Source organism: uncultured Sulfitobacter sp. (assembly GCF_964021855.1).
Taxonomy (GTDB): Bacteria; Pseudomonadota; Alphaproteobacteria; order Rhodobacterales; family Rhodobacteraceae; genus Sulfitobacter.
In genome coordinates this window covers 369,665-386,698 of record NZ_CAXHZD010000002.1, presented here as the reverse complement: position 1 = coordinate 386,698, position 17,034 = coordinate 369,665, and the positions used below count along the sequence as shown (strand labels likewise).

The window sequence follows — 17,034 nt, the reverse complement described above, 5'->3', positions numbered from 1 at the left end:
ATGTCAGATCTACTTAAGGGAAAACGCGGCCTGATCATGGGCGTCGCGAACGAACGCTCCATCGCTTGGGGTATCGCGAAAGCCATGGCTGAAGCCGGTGCCGAACTGGCGTTCACCTATCAGGGCGAGGCCTTTGGCTCGCGTTTGAAACCACTGGCCGAAAGCGTCGGGTCGGATTTCATGGTCGATGTGGACGTGACCGATGATGCGTCCCTGGATGCCGCATTTGAACAGCTTGGCGCACGTTGGCCGACGATTGATTTCGTTGTCCATGCCATCGCGTTTTCCGATAAATCCGAGCTTACGGGCCGTTTCCTGAACACGTCCCGTGCGAATTTCAAACATTCGCTGGATATCTCGGCCTATTCGTTCATCGAAATCGCCCGCCGCGCCCATCCCTTGATGGTGGAAAACGGCGGCACCTTGATGACGCTGACCTATCAAGGGTCAAACCGCGTTGTGCCCAATTACAACGTCATGGGTGTGGCTAAGGCGGCGCTGGAATCTGCGACACGCTATCTGGCTAATGATCTGGGTCCCGAAGGCATCCGCGTGAATGCGATCAGCCCCGGCCCGATGAAAACCCTTGCCGGTGCTGCAATCGGCGGGGCGCGCAAGACCTACAAGCACACCGACATGAACGCGCCGTTGCGGTCAAACGCCACGCTTGACGCTGTGGGTGGCACGGCGGTCTATCTGGCGTCGGATGCGGGGGCCTGCACCACGGGCGAGATTATTCGCGTTGATGGTGGATTTCATGTTCTGGGGATGCCGCAGGCGGAAAACCTGTAAAGGCGTACCAGATTATACTGGTGGACCGGGGCGCTGCCCCGGACCCCGGGATTTTAGACCATTTGGAAATAGGGTGCCGCGCTTAGCGTAGCGGTGGGGTTTGGTAGAACCAGACCTTCATGCCGCCATGGGCAATCGCCGGGCCTTGGGGTTTCCACGGTAGTCCCGTTGCTTTGGCCAAGGCTGGTTCGGACGTGACAAGGCCGACACGCCAGCCTTTGAAGCGGGTCAGCAGCGTTTGGCCCAGCGTTCCATAAAGCGGGTACAGCAGTTTCTTATTGCCTATGCGGCCGCCATAAGGTGGGTTCACAATCACGAGGCCCGGTGGGCCGTCAGGCGGGGTCAGCTCGCCCGCGGCGTGGTTTTCAAAATGCACGACGTCTGCGACCCCTGCCCGCTCGGCGTTAGCCTTGCTCATCCGGATGGCACCTGCGTCGCGGTCTGATCCGTAAAAACGAAGGTCAGTTGCGACCGGAGGTTTGGTGCGCATTTCCTCCCATGCTTGTGGATCAAAGCTGGCAAGGCTTTCGAAGGCAAAGCTGCGGCTGCGGCCCGGGTTCATGCCCATGGCGATCTCGGCCGCTTCGATCACAAATGTCCCTGATCCGCACATGGGGTCCACCACGGTCTCGGTTCCGCTATAGCCCGCTTGGCGCAGCAGCAGGGAGGCCAAGGTCTCGCGCATCGGTGCCTTACCGATGGCTTCCTTGTGGCCGCGCTTGTGCAGGGATTCACCCGAAGTATCGAGGCTGAGCGTTACGACGTTATCGTCGATGCGTACCTTGAGGACCAGCGAAGCCTCGGGTGAGATCGCCGCACCAAGGCTTTCGCGCAGGGCTGTTTCGATCCGCTGGGTCGCGGCACCGGCGTGGTAAATCTTGGACGCTTTGGTTGTCACCTGAACCCGCAAAGGTACATCGGCGCGCAGCACATCAGCCCAAGGAAACTTGCGCGCGCGTTTATCAAGCTGTGCCAGATGGAACGCCATAAACGATCCGATCCGCGCCAAGACACGCGATGCGCCGCGTAGTTCCAGATTGGCGCGCCAGACCTCGGGCCAACCGCCTTGCACCGTCACACCACCGGGCGACAGCGTTGGATTGGCAAAGCCTTTTTCAACGACCTCGGCCAAGAGCATGTCTTCTAGGCCGGGTGTCGCGACGAGGAATATATCAAAGCTGGTATCTGGGTTCATAGACGCTGCTTACTGTGCTGCGTCGCACAGTTCGAGCGGTTTCTTTTGAACAGGTGCCTGTTGGCTTGGGTCGCAATAAACGAATTTTGCGATGCCAGCGCAGGATGCCCGCGCTGGCATGGGATATCTTAGGCGATTTTCATCAGCTCGATATCAAATTGCAGGTCTTTGCCCGCCAAAGGATGGTTCGCATCCAAGGTTACGGTCGCGTCGTCCACTTCGACCACCATGACAGGCATGGCTTGGCCATCGGGTGTTTGCATCTGCAACTGTGTGCCAACCTCAAGCGGGATATCGGCGGGGATACCTTCGCGCGGCACGGCTTGGCGCATTTCGGGGTTCAGCGGGCCATAGGCGTCTTCGCTGGCAATTTTGACAACTTTCTTGTCGCCGACTTCCATGCCGGGCAGCGCCACGTCGAGGCCGGGAATGATCTGGCCTGAACCGACCACAAACTCCAACGGTTCGCGACCGTCCGAGCTGTCAAAGGTGCTGCCGTCCAGCAGCGTGCCTGTGTAATGAATAGCAACGGTATCGCCGGATTTAACCTGCGTCATAAAACTCTCCGATCTGGATGGGGATAAATGCAAGAGGCCGCGTGTCTGCGCGGGTGCTCTGGGGTTCGGTGCCCAGTGTTTCAAGCCTGCGCGCTGGCGTAAACCCTTATTGGGCCAGTTTTCGGCCTTTTCTGTCCCCCCCGCCCGTGCCAATCTTGGATTTGGACATACCAAGGGAGGGTAGGATGCCGATCACCACCTGCGTTTTTGACGCTTATGGCACATTATTCGATGTAACCGCTGCTGCACGTCAGGCCGCAAGCGAGCCGGATTTCGCAGCCCTCAAGGACAGCTGGCCAGAGGTTGCAGACTATTGGCGGCAAAAGCAGTTGGGGTATTCATGGCTGCGCGCCGTCGCAAATGCCCATGTCGATTTTTGGGAGGTGACCCAAAATGCCTTGGATTGGACCCTAGAGAAAACAGGGCATGACGGCGATCCGGCGCTGCGTGCCCGTCTGTTGGCGCTGTATTGGGAGCTTCAGGCCTTTCCTGAGGTGCCCGCCATGCTGCGTCAGTTGAAAGCGGCCGGGCTGAACACCGCGATTTTGTCGAACGGATCGCCGGAAATGCTGGAAGGTGCGGTGAAGTCCGCCGGTGTTCAGGACAGTTTGGATGCGCTCTTGTCCGTCGAAAGCGTTGGCGTCTTTAAACCCGACGCGCGGGTCTATGATCTGGTCAGCCAGCATTTCGGCTGCGCCAAAGACGAGGTACTGTTTGTGTCGTCCAACGGCTGGGATGCTGCCGCTGCCACAGGTTACGGGTTTACCACCGCTTGGGTGAACCGGAATGCAGAGCCTGTGGACCGTGTGCCATGGACGCCCGTGCACACCCTCAAAGAGCTTAGCGAGATTCCAGCGTTGGCGGGTGCCTGATGCCGCATTTCACCTCTTCCGACGGGCTAAGCCTATATTACACCGACGAAGGCGCGGGCCTGCCGATCTTATGCTTGGCTGGGCTGACACGCACCTCGGCTGATTTCGATTATGTCACGCCGCATCTGGCGGGCAATCGTCTGATAAAGATGGATTATCGCGGGCGCGGGCAATCGGATTTCGATCCTGACTGGTCGCATTATTCGCCGCCCGTTGAGTGCCGCGACGCGTTGGAACTGTTGGCGCATCTGGGGTTAGACAAGGTCGCGATCCTTGGCACATCACGCGGGGGGCTGAACGCCATGGGCTTGGCGATGGGGGCAAAGGACCGCCTGCTGGGCGTCGCGTTCAATGACGTGGGGCCGCATATCGAAACGATGGGGCTGGATGACATCATGCAGTTCATTGGCCGGAACCCTGCCGCTAAATCCCATGCCGAACTGGCTGCGGCCATGCCCGGCCTGTTCGCCGATTTCGAGGGCGTGCCAGACAGCCGCTGGATGGCCGAAGCGGTTAAGCACTACACCCAGACCGATACGGGCCTAAAGATCACCTATGACAAACACCTGCGCGAGGCGGTGGCGAAAGCGTTCAGCGCCCGGTCGCCTGATTTATGGCCCTATTTCGATGCGCTTGAAGGGCTGCCAGTGGCATGTATTCGAGGGCTGAATTCCAACCTGCTAAGCGAAGAAACCTTGGCAGAGATGGAAAAACGTCGCCCTGATATGATCGTGGGCCGCATACCGGGGCGGGGGCATATCCCGTTTCTGGACGAACCCGAAGCAGTTGCTGCCCTGCATAAATGGATAGAGGCCATGACATGAATATCGAGATGATCCGCGCCGCTGCGAAACGGCTTGACGGCCACGCGCGCCGCACACCGCTGCTGAATTCGCCGTTTCTGGATGAAATCGCGGGCCGCCGCGTCTGGGTGAAACCCGAATGCCTGCAACACACCGGCAGCTTTAAGTTTCGCGGCGGATGGTCGGCTTTGTCGGCGCTTGACCCCGACACCCGCGCAAAGGGCGTGATCGCCTTTTCCAGCGGCAACCACGCGCAAGGTGTCGCCTTGGCCGCGCAAAGGCATGGGGTGACAGCCGTTATTATCATGCCCTCCGATGCGCCGCGTCTGAAAGTCGAAAACACCCGCGCCCTCGGGGCCGAGGTGGTGCTGTATGACCGCGCAACCGAAGACCGTGACGCCATCGGTGCGAAAATAGCCGCCGAGCGCGGATTAACACTGATCAAACCCTATGACGATCCGCAAGTGATTGCGGGCCAAGGCACCACCGGCCTTGAGATTGCGCAGCAAGCCGCCGAACTGGGCATCACATCCGCTGACGTGGTCGTGTGTTGCGGTGGTGGCGGGCTGACCTCGGGCATTGCGCTGGCACTTGAGGCGGATGCCCCCGGTCTGCGCGTGCGCCCCGCCGAACCCGCTGGTTTTGATGATGTCACGCGGTCACTGGCCCAAGGCAGCGTCGTGCGGAATGCTGCGCCGTCTGGGTCGATCTGCGATGCGATTGTCACGCCGCAACCCGGCGATCTGACCTTTCCGATCATGCAACGGCTGTGTGGCCCCGGCCTTGTCGCCACGGATGACGAGGCGCTGCAGGCCGTTGGCCAAGCGTTCAACCGACTTAAGGTGGTCACTGAACCCGGCGGGGCGATTGCCCTTGCGGCCGCCCTGTTCCGCCACGATCAGATCGAAGGTGATGATGTCATCGTTACGATTTCCGGCGGGAACGTGGATGCCGATATGTTCGCCCGCGCCCTTGCCACCCTTACGTGACCTAAAAAAGGACCCTGCCCCATGAAGCTTTTTGATACTGGCGATGTCCGCCTGCATTACCGCGTCGATGGCCCCGATGATGGCGCGCCCGTTGTGTTTGCCAATTCGCTTGGCACCGACATGCGCCTGTGGGATCCGATCCTGCCACTGCTGCCCAAGGGGCTGCGGATCATTCGGTTTGACAAGCGCGGGCATGGTCTTTCGACATGTCCGCCTGCGCCATATTCGATGGGCGCGCTTGTCTCGGACACCGAAAAGCTGATGGATTTTCTGGGCGTCAAAGACAGCGTTTTTGTCGGTCTCTCGATTGGCGGCATGATCGCCCAAGGGCTGGCGACCAAACGGCTGGACCTGATCCGCGCGATGGTGCTGTCCAACACTGCCGCCAAAATCGGCACGCCCGAAATGTGGGCCAGCCGCATCAAAGACGTGCAGGAAAACGGTATCGAAAGCCTTGCCGATACGATCATGGAGCGCTGGTTCGCCGCCGATTTCCGCGCCACGCCGGAACTTGAGCTGTGGCGCAACATGGTGACCCGTCAGGAACGGGATGGCTATGCAGGATGCTCTGCCGCGATTTCCGGTACGGATTTCTACACGCCCACAGCCGGTCTGCGACTGCCATGTCTGGGCATCGCAGGGTCCGAAGACGGCTCGACCCCGCCCGATTTGGTACGCGAAACCGTTGATCTGATACCGGGGTCGAAATTCCACATCATCCGCAAAACCGGCCACTTACCCTGCGTCGAGAACCCGGTGGAATACGCGCAGGTTTTGACCGATTTCCTGAAAAGCGTCGGACATGTCTGATATCCTTTTGGTGCACGGGTCGTGCCACGGCGCATGGTGCTGGCGCGATCTGATCCCCGAACTGACAGCGCTAGGCCACAGCCCCCGTGCCATTGATCTGCCCAGCCATGGGGCGGATCAGACGCCCGTGAATGACGTGACGCTGGACAGCTATGCAGATGCCGTGCTGGCTGCATGCACGCCAGACACCGTTGTCTTGGGCCATTCCATGGGCGGCTTTGTGATCAGTGCAGCCGCGCAAAAGAACCCCGATGCGATGGCGCAGTTGATTTATCTTTGCGCCTATGTCGCCGCCCCCGGCCTGACACTGGCCGATATGCGCAAACAGGCCCCCAGCCAGCCGTTGATGCCTGCTGTGCGGATGTGCGAGGATGGCAAAAGCTTTACACTTGATCCAACCATGACTGCAGGGCTGTTCTATAATGACTGCCCCGATGGTATCGCCGATTTTGCCAACCCAAGATTATGCGCGCAGGCCGTGGCCCCGACGACTGCCGCCCTGCCCGATACCAGCCGCGCCGACGCCAAACGGCGCAGCTATATCCGCTGTATGGACGACCGGACCATTCCCCCCGTCTATCAGGTGACCATGACCAAAGACTGGCCAAGCGCGGATGTCTATGAGATGTCGACAGGACATTCGCCGTTCTTTGCTGCCCCCAAAGGGCTGGCGCAGATTATTGATACGATCCTCAAGAGGTAACCCATGGCCGCCAGCGTTTTCGACAGCCCCCTTTATGCGCAACTTTTCCCGACGGGGGATGCCGGACGCTTGTTTTCAGACACCGCCGCGATCCGAGCGATGCTGCTGGTCGAAGGGGCGCTGGCAAAGGTGCAAGGCGCGCTTGGGGTGATCCCCGAGATGAGCGCGGCGGCGATCCACCGTGCGTCATTGGAAATTCAGGTCGACCCCGGTGCCATCGCCAAATCCACGGGCGAAAACGGGGTCAGCGTACCGGGACTGCTGGCGCAGTTCCGAGCCGAAATGCAGGCCCCCGAATTTGCGCAGCACGTGCATTGGGGGGCGACCAGCCAGGATATCATCGACACCGCGCTGATGCTGCGCCTGCGTCAGGCGTTGGGGCTGGCCGAAGCCGACCTGCGCACCCTCGTCGCATCCCTTGCGGCGGCGGCTGAGGATCACAAAACCCTGCCCCTGCCCGCGCGCACCTATGGGCAGCACGCCACACCCACCAGCTGGGGCGCGGTTCTGGCCGAATGGGGCATGCCACTGATCGACGCTATTGAGGAACTGGACGCCTTGCGCGCCACATCTCTGTTTGTCTCTCTGTCCGGCGCTGCAGGTACGGGTTCTGCGCTTGGCCCCCAAGCCGCCGAAACCCGCGCCGCACTGGCCAAGGCGCTTGGCCTGAATGACCCCAAACGCAGCTGGCACGTTGATCGCGGCCCAATCCTGCGCATCGCGGATTGGCAAGGGCGGGTCATGGCGGCACTGTCGCATATGGCGCAATCTATGGTGGGTTTGACAATGACCGGCATTGGGGAAATCGCCCTTGGTGCGCCAGGCGCGTCATCGACCATGCCGCAAAAGCAAAACCCCGTTGGGCCGTCGGCGATCATCGCACTGGGCCATCAATTCACCGGCCAACGCGCCACATTGCAGGCCGCTGCGGCCCATCAGCACCAGCGCGATGGCGGAGCGTGGTTCGCCGAATGGATGGCGGTGCCGCAACTGGCGCTGTGCCTTGCGTCTGCCCTGCACCATGCAAAAACCTTGGTCGATGGCGTCGCGCCGCATCCGGTTCAGATGCACAACGCGTTGACCGGCGGGCTGGGTCTTATCCACGCCGAGGCGCTCAGCTTTGCCTTGGCAGAGCTGATGCCACGCCCCGAAGCGCAGGCCGTGACCAAACGGTTGTGCCGCGACGCGCAGGACAAACAGGTGCCCCTGGGCGATTTGGCCCGCGCCGATTACCCCGCGCTGCCAGCTGACCTGTTCGACCCCGCCCAGCAGATGGGCCATGCCGCCGCTGATGCCCAAGCCTTTGTTGCACGCGCGCAGGCACTCTGACTTCGTGCGACCGGCAGCCTTATTCATTCTGGCGACCGTCATGATCGATGCCATGGGCATCGGCCTGATCATCCCCGTCATGCCCGATCTTATCGAAGAAGTCCGCGCCGCTGATCTATCCCAAGCAGCGCTGTGGGGCGGGGTTTTGGCAACCACCTTTGCAGTTATGCAGTTCCTTTTCAGCCCCTTGGTCGGCAGCCTGTCGGATCGGTTCGGACGCCGCCCGATCTTGCTGACCTCGCTGACAGTGATGGCCTTGGATTATGTGTTGATGGCACTGGCCGGGTCGATTTGGTTGCTGCTTTTGGGCCGTGTGATCGGTGGCATTTCAGCGGCAACCGCGGCCACGGCCAGCGCCTATATGGCCGATATTTCCGCCCCGAAAGACCGCGCGGCAAATTTTGGGCTGGTGAGTGCGGGATTTGGCATCGGGTTTGTATTGGGCCCCGTCGCAGGCGGTTTTCTGGCCGAGTTCGGCACCCGCGCACCATTCTGGGCCGCCGCCGTACTGGCCACCAGCAACGTCGCCTTTGGCTGGTTCGTGCTGAAAGAGACCGTAACGCGTGAAAACGCGCGGCCCCTGTCATGGCACCGCACCAACCCCTTGGGCGCAGTCAAGCATCTGGGCCAATTGCCGGGTATCAAACGTCTGTTGCTGGTCTACTTCCTCTATCACCTCGCCTTTGCCGTGTATCCGTCGGTCTGGAGCTATTTTGGCAAGGCACAGTTCAACTGGTCCCCGTCGATGATCGGCGGGTCGCTTGCGCTGTTCGGGCTATCCATCGCCATCGTACAAGCCGGTATCATCCGCCCGGTACTGAAACAGCTAGGCGAACGCGGCACCGTTTTGTTCGGATATGTTTTTAGCGTGGTGACGTTCTTTTTGATCGCGGTGGTGACATCCAGCACAGCCGTTTTGATCCTGACGCCAATGGCGGCGGTTGCCGGGGTAATCCCTGTCGCCTTGCAAGGGATCATGTCGCAGTCTGTGACCCAAAACGCCCAAGGAGAACTGCAAGGGGTGCTGACCTCAGCATCGGCCTTGGCGATGGTAATCGCACCGCTGGTGATGACTGGCACATTTGCGGCCTTTACCGCGCCCGACACGGCGTATTATTTCCCCGGCGCGCCATTTCTACTATCGGTCCTGCTGACCTTTATTGCTGTGGCAATTTTCATGCGGTGGCGCGCGCCATCGATTAACGCGTGAGGGTTCATCTCGCGTAGGTTCACGCTTGCGTCTTGGGCCAAGCCCGGCCACCTTTGCCGTAATGACATCGCCAATTGGGGGCTGCCCCCCCACACACACCAAAAGCGGGGGCCAGCCCCCGCACCCCCGGGATTTTAATCCATTTGGAAGATAAGGCCGCAAAATGAAGCTTCAGGATTTGGATGTGATTGTAACGGCACCCCCTGCACCAGGTTGGGGCGGGCGGTATTGGATTTTGGTCAAGGTGACGACCGATACAGGTATTGTGGGCTGGGGCGAATGTTATGCGTCCTCGGTCGGGCCAGAGGCGATGCGCGCGGTGATCGCCGATGTGTTCGAGCGGCATATGCAAGGTCAGAACCCCGAAGACATAGAGCTGATGTTTCGCCGGGCCTATTCGTCGGGTTTCACCCAGAGGCCTGATTTGACGGTGATGGGCGCGTTTTCCGGGCTTGAAATCGCGTGTTGGGACATCTTGGGCAAAGACCGCGACCGACCGGTTTATGCGCTGATTGGTGGCAAGATGAATGACCGCGTGCGCGCCTATACCTATCTATACCCGCTGCCCCATCATGATATCGCGACCTTCTGGACCTCGCCCGAGATGGCCGCGGAATCCGCGCTTGATTGCGTGGCACGGGGCTATACCGCGATTAAGTTTGACCCTGCCGGTCCCTACACCCTGCGTGGCGGGCATATGCCTGCGATGACCGACATCAGCCGGTCGGTCGCGTTTTGCAAAGCCATCCGCGATGCAGTGGGCGACAAGGCCGATCTGCTGTTTGGCACACACGGGCAATTCACGACCGCCGGTGCCATCCGTTTAGGTCAAGCCATCGCGCCTTATAGCCCGCTGTGGTACGAAGAGCCGATCCCGCCAGACGCGGTCGAGCAAATGGCCGTCGTGGCCCGTAGCGTCGGCATCCCCATCGCGACAGGAGAGCGCCTGACCACCAAGGCGGAATTCGCGCCAGTGTTGCGGTCCGGGGCCGCCGCAATCTTGCAGCCCGCATTGGGCCGCGCAGGGGGCATTTGGGAAACCAAGAAAATCGCAGCTATGGCCGAAGTGTATAATGCGCAAGTTGCGCCGCATCTTTATGCTGGCCCGGTTGAATGGGCCGCCAACATCCACCTTGCCGTTTCAATTCCCAACATCCTCATGTGCGAATGCATCGAAACGCCATTCCACGATCAGCTGATCAAAGGGAGCATACGCGTCAACGACGGTTTCATCGACGCCCCTACCGCCCCCGGCCTAGGGATTGGTGTAGATGAGAAACTAGCCCGCGCGCATCCCTATAAGGGGTCGGATCTGCATCTGCAGATGCAAGAAGCCCCCTGCGATTACGCCAATGGGAACGCATTTCAGGGCGGCGCGCCTGTGGATCAAAAAGGAACATGAGCGATGATAAAACAACTGGCACTCAAGCTCTTCAATCGCAAACACGGCACGCGGGTCAAAAGCACCGATGTATCATTGCGCACCGCGATTGGCGCAGAGCTGGGCACTTATTAGGCCCGATCACGCCTCCAGCAGTGCCATTGACGCAGCAACGATACCCTCGCGTGACGGAAGTGTTGCCGCGTAGGCGGGGCCTGTCGCGATAAAGCTATCCTCGGCCGTCAGGCGCGCAAAACGGGCAACGCCGCGTTCCTGCATCAGCGCCATGATGGCTTCGGCTTGGGCACCTGTTCGGCGACATTCATCCACGATCAGAACGGGGCGGTCGCCAATGGCGGCGATGATCGCATCTTCGGCCAAGGGGGCAAGCCAGCGCATGTCGATCACCCTTGCGGCCACACCTTGAGCAGCCAAATCGGCCTGAGCTTGCCGGCTAAGGTAGTGACCATTGCCATAGGTCACGATTGCCAAATCCATGCCATCCCCCTGTACGCCAATGTCGTGCAAACCAATGCGCTGGCCTGTCTCGGGATAAGACGTCATCCAGCCGCCATCACCAGCTTCCAGCAGGTCCCGCATGGGATAAAGCGCGATCGGCTCAACAAAGACCACGACCCGCTGCTCTTCACGCGCAAGACGATGAGCCTCGCGCAGCATCATCGCGGCATCTGCACCGGTCGAAGGGCAAGCAATGATGATACCCGGAATATCGCGCAACACGGCCAAGGAATTGTCGTTGTGGAAATGCCCGCCAAACCCCTTTTGATAGCCCAGCCCCGCGATGCGCAGCACCATCGGGTTGGTCCACTGCCCATTGCTGAAAAACGGCAAGGTCGCAGCCTCGCCGCGCAACTGATCCTCGGCGTTGTGCAGATAGGCCAGGAACTGAATCTCGGGCATCGGGACAAAGCCATTATGCGCGGCGCCAATGGCAAATCCCAAGATCGACTGCTCGTCCAGCAATGTATCCACCACGCGGGCCGGACCAAAGCGCGATTGCAGCTTTTGCGTGACGCCGTAAACGCCGCCCTTGCGGCCCACGTCCTCGCCCATAATCAGCGTTTCAGGATGGGCCAACATCAGATCATGCAGCGCCCAGTTGATGATTTTGGACAACGGTTGCGGGGCCGTCATCTGGTTAATTTCACCTCCGAACAGCTCTGCTCGGCGCGCGTCGGATGGGCCATTGACCCGCGCACAGGCGCGTTTGGGCGGCACAATGCTGGCCATCACATCTGCGGCTGATTTCAGATGAGGGCGGGTCACCGCATCATCTGCAGCCTTTGCGACGGCACCCAATGTTTCGGTATAAATCGCCAGTGCTTCTTCTGCATTCAACGCTTCAGCATCAATCAACAGACGGACACTGTGCAATAACGGATCATTCGCCTCATCGGCCTCGACCTCGGATTTCGGCAGATAACTCGTCGCGATGTCTGCGCCCGCGTGCCCATAAAGCCGCACAGTGCGCAGATGCAGAAAGGCAGGCTTGCGGTGCTTGCGGACGAAATCAGCCGCCGCTTTGGCAGCGGAATAGGCCGCGAACAGGTCCAATCCGTCTGCTTCAAAATACGTAAGACCGGGGCGCGCCGACATGGAAGCCTTGATCCACCCGGTTGGGGTTTTGGTGGAAATGCCAATGCCATTATCCTCGCACACGAAGAGCAAAGGCAAAGGGACACCCTGAACGGCAGTCCAACAGGCAGCATTGATAGCCCCCTGCGCAGTAGAATGATTGGCCGACGCATCCCCGAAACTACACATCGCAATGCCATCATGGGGCAGCAATCGATGCTCAGGCGGATTACGCCGGGCCAGCCCCAACGCATGGGCCGCGCCAACCGCCTTGGGCAGATGGCTGGCAATAGTCGAGGTCTGCGGCGGGATCATCAGGCGACGGCTGCCGAGCACCTTGTGACGCCCACCACTGGTGGGATCATCCGAGGAACAAGCAAACGACAACAACATGTCGCGCAACATGTCCTGCCCGCCAACCTGATCAGCCCGCGCAATCTGAAACGCGGCATCCCGGTAATGAAGAAACGCAATATCATCGGGCCGCAGCGCATGGGCAACGGCGGCCATACCTTCGTGCCCGCTGGACCCGATGGTATAAAAACCCTGCTTATTTGCTTGCATCACACGGCTTTGCAGATCCAACGCACGGGACAAAACCTGCGCACGATACAGCCCAATAGCCGACGCGTTATCCAACCCGGGGGTCACAGCCCCGCCAACAGGAAAATCCTGCGCCGCAACGCGACGCAGGAAATTGTCATGAACAATCTGTACGCGGTCCATTGTCACCCTTCCGAGTTTGCCAAAGGCCCCTCCAAAAGGTGCCTCCGGCGGGGATATTTAAGAGCCAGAGAAAAGGGAACCTCTTCCGCTCTTCTCTGGCTTTAAAATATCCTCGGGGGAGTTTGAGGGGGCAGACAGCCCCCTCATTCCGAATTTAGAAAAACGCCTGAAGGCCGGTTTGGGCACGGCCCAGGATCAAAGCATGGACGTCATGTGTACCTTCATAGGTATTGACCGTCTCAAGGTTCATCATATGGCGGATCACCTGGTATTCGCCGCTGATACCATTGCCGCCGTGCATATCACGCGACATGCGCGCGATGTCCAAGGCCTTGCCGCAGTTGTTGCGTTTCACGATCGAGATCATCTCGGGTGCGGCATTGGCTTGATCCATCAAGCGGCCAACCTGCAAGGACGCTTGAAGCCCGAGCGATATTTCCGTCATCATGTCGGCCAGTTTCTTCTGGAACAACTGGGTTTGCGCCAGCGGCTTGTTGAACTGTTTGCGGTCCAAGCCATATTGACGCGACGCGTGCCAGCAGAACTCGGCCGAGCCCAGAACACCCCAGCTGATGCCATAGCGCGCGCGGTTCAGACAGCCGAACGGCCCTTTGAGGCCTTCAACATGGGGCAACAGCGCGTCTTCGCCGACTTCGACATTATCCATGACGATTTCACCAGTGATCGATGCGCGCAGCGACAGCTTGTTGCCGATCTTTGGCGCGGACAAACCTTTCATCCCTTTCTCAAGGATGAAGCCGCGGATTTTTCCGCCATGTTCTTCGGACTTGGCCCAGACCACAAACACATCTGCGATCGGCGCATTCGAAATCCACATTTTGGACCCGATCAGCTTGTAGCCATTTGCCGTTTTCACGGCGCGTGTTTTCATACCTGCGGGGTCAGACCCGGCATCCGGTTCGGTCAGACCAAAGCAGCCAATGAAATCACCGCTTGCCAGTTTGGGCAGGTACTTTTTGCGCTGTGCTTCGGACCCGTATGCATAGATCGGGTACATCACCAGGCTGGACTGCACCGACATCATCGACCGGTATCCGCTGTCCACACGTTCAACTTCGCGTGCGACCAGACCGTAGGACACATAGTTACCGCCCAAGCCGCCGTATTCCTCAGGCACTGTGACGCCCAACAGGCCCATGTCGCCCATTTCCTTGAAAATCGCAGGGTCTGTGCTTTCGTTCGCAAAGGCTTCGATTACGCGGGGCTGAAGCTTTTCTTGAGCATAGGCGCGCGCGCTCTCTTGGATCATGCGTTCGTCTTCGGTCAGCTGGTCGGTCAGACGGAACGGGTCCGTCCAATCAAAGCTGCTCATGTTTGGGGCGTCTTTGGCCTTAAGAACTGGGGCTTCGGCGTTCATTCTGTATCCTCCCAAGGGGTGTAGGTTTGGGCGAACTATTGCAAAAACCGGCGCGGAATACTATCGCTGCTTTATCCTAGCCTTATGAGTTTTAGTCATATGATAGCCCCACGTCGCTTTCTACCCTCGATCAATGCGTTGCTGGCTTTTGAGGCTGTTGCACGGCTGGGCAGCGCAACCCAAGCGGCGCTTGAGCTGTCCCTGACCCAAAGCGCGATCAGCAGGCAACTGAAAACCCTTGAGGACCAGCTTGGCGTCGCATTGATGGACCGGCAAGGCAGGCAGTTGGTGCTGACAGAGGCCGGGAAAAGTTATGTCGTTCAGGTGCGCGAAATCCTGAACAGGCTGGCGCAGGCGTCTATTTCGGCACGTACAAACCCAATGGCCGGGGCGCTGAACCTTGCCATCCTGCCCGGGTTTGGCATGCATTGGCTGGCACCGCGTTTGCGCGATTTCGCCCAAGCCCATCCAGAGGTCACCGTGAACCTGAGCACGCGGCTGAACCCGTTCTCATTCCAAAGCAGTCCCTTTGATGCGGCCATACATTTCGGCAAGGAAGACTGGCCCGGTGCGGCCTATCTGCACCTGATGCCAGAAACCGTCGTGCCGGTTTGCGCGCCCGAATTGCTGGATGCGCCGCTGGACAGCCCTGCCGACATCCTGCGCTTTCCGCTGTTGCATCTTGAGACCCGGCCAAGGGGTTGGGCGCGTTGGCTTGAGGCACTCGGCGTCACAGATGCCCCCCCGTCCGGAATGATATTCGACCAGTTTTCGACCATGGCGCAGGCGGCGGTGCATGGGCTTGGCGTTGCCTTGCTGCCCACTTTTTCGGCTGATCCCTATTTGCGCACGAAACAGTTGGTTCTGGCGTCGACCCAGACCACACAAAGCATTGGTAATTATTATCTGGTCTGGCCTGAGGATCGCGTGGAAACCGCTGCACTGCGGTCGTTCAAGGCGTGGCTCGCCACCCAGACGGGCGAAAACCTTTAGGAGCAACAGCACACATCGCCCTATTTCCGTCACAATTCCATTTTAAGCGATACTTAACTGTAACCGGGTGGGGCCGCTGTCAGGAGCATTCACTATGCCTATTTCTTTTCGCAAGGCCGCCGCAGCCTTTGCAGCATTCACTTTGGCAACGAGCGGCACTGCCGTTCTTGCCCAGACACATGACGTTATGATTCTAGATCAGGCGTTCTTTCCCGCTGTCACCTATGTTGATGCCGGCGATACAATCAACTTTACCAACAACTCCGAGGGTTCAAGAACGGTAAAAGCGGCCGATGAATCTTGGCAGTCAGAAGCGTTGAGCACGGGTAGCACCTTTAGCTTTGTCATTGATGCAGCATCGCCACTGGTTTTCACCAGCTCCACGGGTAACGGTGCCTTTGAGGGCACGATCAGCTTTGATGAACCGCCTCTAAGTAACTAGGTCACGATACTGCTGATGAACCTTCGTTGCAGGGCATAAAGTTACTGCGGCGCCGGCATTATCTGCTTTAACACAGCAGCCACGATAGCTTCCGGCCGGTCCTCTTGAACAAGGTGCCCTGCGTTCTTGACCGGAACGCAAGGGCGATCCGAGATCAGACCGGCCAGCGCCTCCCCCTTTGCATAGGGAATCCAATCATCGTTCTCGCCCCACAGGACGGTGACGGGACAGTCCAGCGGCGCATATAGCCCTTGAACCTCATCGGTAAATTTCTGGTCCATCTGCGCGATTTGCCGATAAAAGGCGGGTTGCCCTATCGAACCGAGCCACGGGGCGCTGTATATTTCCAACGCCTCTTTCGAGAGCGGATTATGGGCTGCGGTCTGCAGATATGACGCCAGCAATGCGCGGTGCATATAGTCAGGCATACCAGCGAATGCGGCCTCGTGTTTGCGCACATGCTGAACGAAGGGCGAGCCCCAAGGGGCCATGGCCACAGCATCAAAGATCGTCAAAGAGCGATAGCGCAGCTGGTCGATATAATAGCCGCGCAAGGCCGTCGCGCCGCCGAAATCATGGGCTAGCACGTCGGGGCGGCTTATGCCCCACTCCTTAAAAAGTGCGGCCAGAACCCGGTTTTGCACACTCAATGATACATTTTGGCCTTCGCGCATCTCGGACTGCCCATAGCCGACCAGATCAAAAAAGTAGACGGTTCTTAGATCGGCCAGCTGCGGAATGATCCTGCGCCAGACCTGCGATGAAAACGGCGTCCCGTGGATCGCAACAAGCGGTGGGCCGGAGCCGCAGACGCCCCATTTCACCGTATTATTGTCAATGATTGATGTATTCGGCAATTCCAGCATTGGCACATCTTTCACCATCACATTGTCATTTAGCTAACTTACGATATGATGGTGAAATGAATAGATCAATACAGATAAAAGCGATGGCGAGTGAGACGCGGATGAAAATCCTGCGTCTGCTGTCAGAGCCGCAGCAGCATTTTGGAGATCAGTGGTCGGCGGATCCTGTGGAATTTGGCGTTTGCATGACACTGATCGCAGAGGCGCTATCTGTCGCGCAACCAACCGCCAGCAGGCATTTAGACCTATTAAAACAGGCCGGTTTCATCACGGTTCAGAAGCACCAGAAATGGTCGTATTGTAAACGGGATGAGGCAGGTATCGACGACTATCTGCTGTGGCTGCGGGCAGAGCTTTCAGCCTGAGCATAGGGGGCAGAAACGCCCACAAAA

Annotated in this window: 17 protein-coding genes; 12 read left to right on the top strand and 5 right to left on the bottom strand. The window is 59.0% G+C overall.

The annotated features are described in order from the left end of the window. A complete protein-coding gene (locus AADJ11_RS08175; protein ID WP_341234031.1) occupies positions 1–792 on the top strand; it encodes an enoyl-ACP reductase in 792 nt (263 codons plus the stop codon). 82 nt (positions 793–874) lie between these two features. On the opposite strand, the gene AADJ11_RS08170 is transcribed toward AADJ11_RS08175, so the two are convergent. Beyond that, positions 875–1,987 carry a class I SAM-dependent RNA methyltransferase gene (locus AADJ11_RS08170; protein WP_341234030.1) on the bottom strand — a complete coding sequence of 371 codons (1,113 nt, stop codon included), beginning with the start codon at positions 1,985–1,987 and terminating at the stop codon, positions 875–877. A gap of 128 nt (positions 1,988–2,115) precedes the next feature. Next, positions 2,116–2,544 (bottom strand): peptidylprolyl isomerase, encoded by a 429-nt coding sequence (locus AADJ11_RS08165; RefSeq protein WP_341234029.1) that lies wholly within the window; start codon positions 2,542–2,544, stop codon positions 2,116–2,118. A gap of 185 nt (positions 2,545–2,729) precedes the next feature. On the opposite strand from AADJ11_RS08165, the gene AADJ11_RS08160 reads away from it, so the two are divergent. The 8 genes from AADJ11_RS08160 (at position 2,730) to AADJ11_RS08125 (ending at position 10,662) form a co-directional block, all read left to right on the top strand. Next, positions 2,730–3,416, top strand: a complete 687-nt coding sequence (locus AADJ11_RS08160) for a haloacid dehalogenase type II (RefSeq protein WP_341234028.1) — start codon at positions 2,730–2,732, stop codon at positions 3,414–3,416. Next, positions 3,416–4,240: an alpha/beta hydrolase gene (locus AADJ11_RS08155; RefSeq protein ID WP_341234027.1), complete on the top strand. Its 825-nt coding sequence runs from the start codon at positions 3,416–3,418 to the stop codon at positions 4,238–4,240. Before AADJ11_RS08160 ends, AADJ11_RS08155 begins: the two co-directional genes overlap by 1 nt. Continuing rightward, positions 4,237–5,208, top strand: a complete 972-nt coding sequence (locus AADJ11_RS08150; RefSeq protein ID WP_341234026.1) for a threonine/serine dehydratase — start codon at positions 4,237–4,239, stop codon at positions 5,206–5,208. Before AADJ11_RS08155 ends, AADJ11_RS08150 begins: the two co-directional genes overlap by 4 nt. 21 nt (positions 5,209–5,229) lie before the next feature. Further along, the gene (gene pcaD, locus AADJ11_RS08145) at positions 5,230–6,018 is read left to right on the top strand and encodes a 3-oxoadipate enol-lactonase (RefSeq protein WP_341234025.1); all 789 of its coding nucleotides are present in this window, start codon (positions 5,230–5,232) and stop codon (positions 6,016–6,018) included. Next, positions 6,011–6,721, top strand: a complete 711-nt coding sequence (locus AADJ11_RS08140; RefSeq protein WP_341234024.1) for an alpha/beta fold hydrolase — start codon at positions 6,011–6,013, stop codon at positions 6,719–6,721. Before pcaD ends, AADJ11_RS08140 begins: the two co-directional genes overlap by 8 nt. A 3-nt stretch (positions 6,722–6,724) precedes the next feature. Next, positions 6,725–8,050 (top strand): lyase family protein, encoded by a 1,326-nt coding sequence (locus tag AADJ11_RS08135; RefSeq protein WP_341234023.1) that lies wholly within the window; start codon positions 6,725–6,727, stop codon positions 8,048–8,050. A gap of 4 nt (positions 8,051–8,054) precedes the next feature. After that, entirely contained in the window at positions 8,055–9,260 is a 1,206-nt protein-coding gene (locus AADJ11_RS08130; RefSeq protein WP_341234478.1) for a TCR/Tet family MFS transporter, read from the top strand. A gap of 163 nt (positions 9,261–9,423) precedes the next feature. Continuing rightward, positions 9,424–10,662: a mandelate racemase/muconate lactonizing enzyme family protein gene (locus AADJ11_RS08125; protein WP_341234022.1), complete on the top strand. Its 1,239-nt coding sequence runs from the start codon at positions 9,424–9,426 to the stop codon at positions 10,660–10,662. A gap of 120 nt (positions 10,663–10,782) precedes the next feature. On the opposite strand, the gene AADJ11_RS08120 is transcribed toward AADJ11_RS08125, so the two are convergent. Together AADJ11_RS08120 and AADJ11_RS08115 are read right to left on the bottom strand one after the other, a co-directional pair. Beyond that, positions 10,783–12,963: a thiamine pyrophosphate-dependent enzyme gene (locus AADJ11_RS08120; protein WP_341234021.1), complete on the bottom strand. Its 2,181-nt coding sequence runs from the start codon at positions 12,961–12,963 to the stop codon at positions 10,783–10,785. 154 nt (positions 12,964–13,117) lie between these two features. Then, positions 13,118–14,341 (bottom strand): acyl-CoA dehydrogenase, encoded by a 1,224-nt coding sequence (locus AADJ11_RS08115; protein ID WP_341234020.1) that lies wholly within the window; start codon positions 14,339–14,341, stop codon positions 13,118–13,120. Between the two features lie 99 nt (positions 14,342–14,440). Between AADJ11_RS08115 and AADJ11_RS08110 the strand changes: the two genes are divergently transcribed. Further along, positions 14,441–15,334, top strand: a complete 894-nt coding sequence (locus tag AADJ11_RS08110; protein WP_341234019.1) for a LysR substrate-binding domain-containing protein — start codon at positions 14,441–14,443, stop codon at positions 15,332–15,334. 94 nt (positions 15,335–15,428) lie between these two features. Next, complete coding sequence (locus AADJ11_RS08105; RefSeq protein ID WP_341234018.1) at positions 15,429–15,776, top strand: hypothetical protein; 348 nt, start codon at positions 15,429–15,431, stop codon at positions 15,774–15,776. 41 nt (positions 15,777–15,817) lie between these two features. Here AADJ11_RS08105 and AADJ11_RS08100 read toward each other — a convergent pair whose 3' ends face one another. Further along, complete coding sequence (locus tag AADJ11_RS08100; protein ID WP_341234017.1) at positions 15,818–16,660, bottom strand: alpha/beta hydrolase; 843 nt, start codon at positions 16,658–16,660, stop codon at positions 15,818–15,820. 38 nt (positions 16,661–16,698) lie between these two features. Between AADJ11_RS08100 and AADJ11_RS08095 the strand changes: the two genes are divergently transcribed. Further along, positions 16,699–17,007, top strand: coding sequence for a winged helix-turn-helix domain-containing protein (locus AADJ11_RS08095; protein WP_341234016.1), 309 nt, complete (start codon positions 16,699–16,701; stop codon positions 17,005–17,007). The last annotated feature ends 27 nt before the right edge of the window (positions 17,008–17,034 follow it).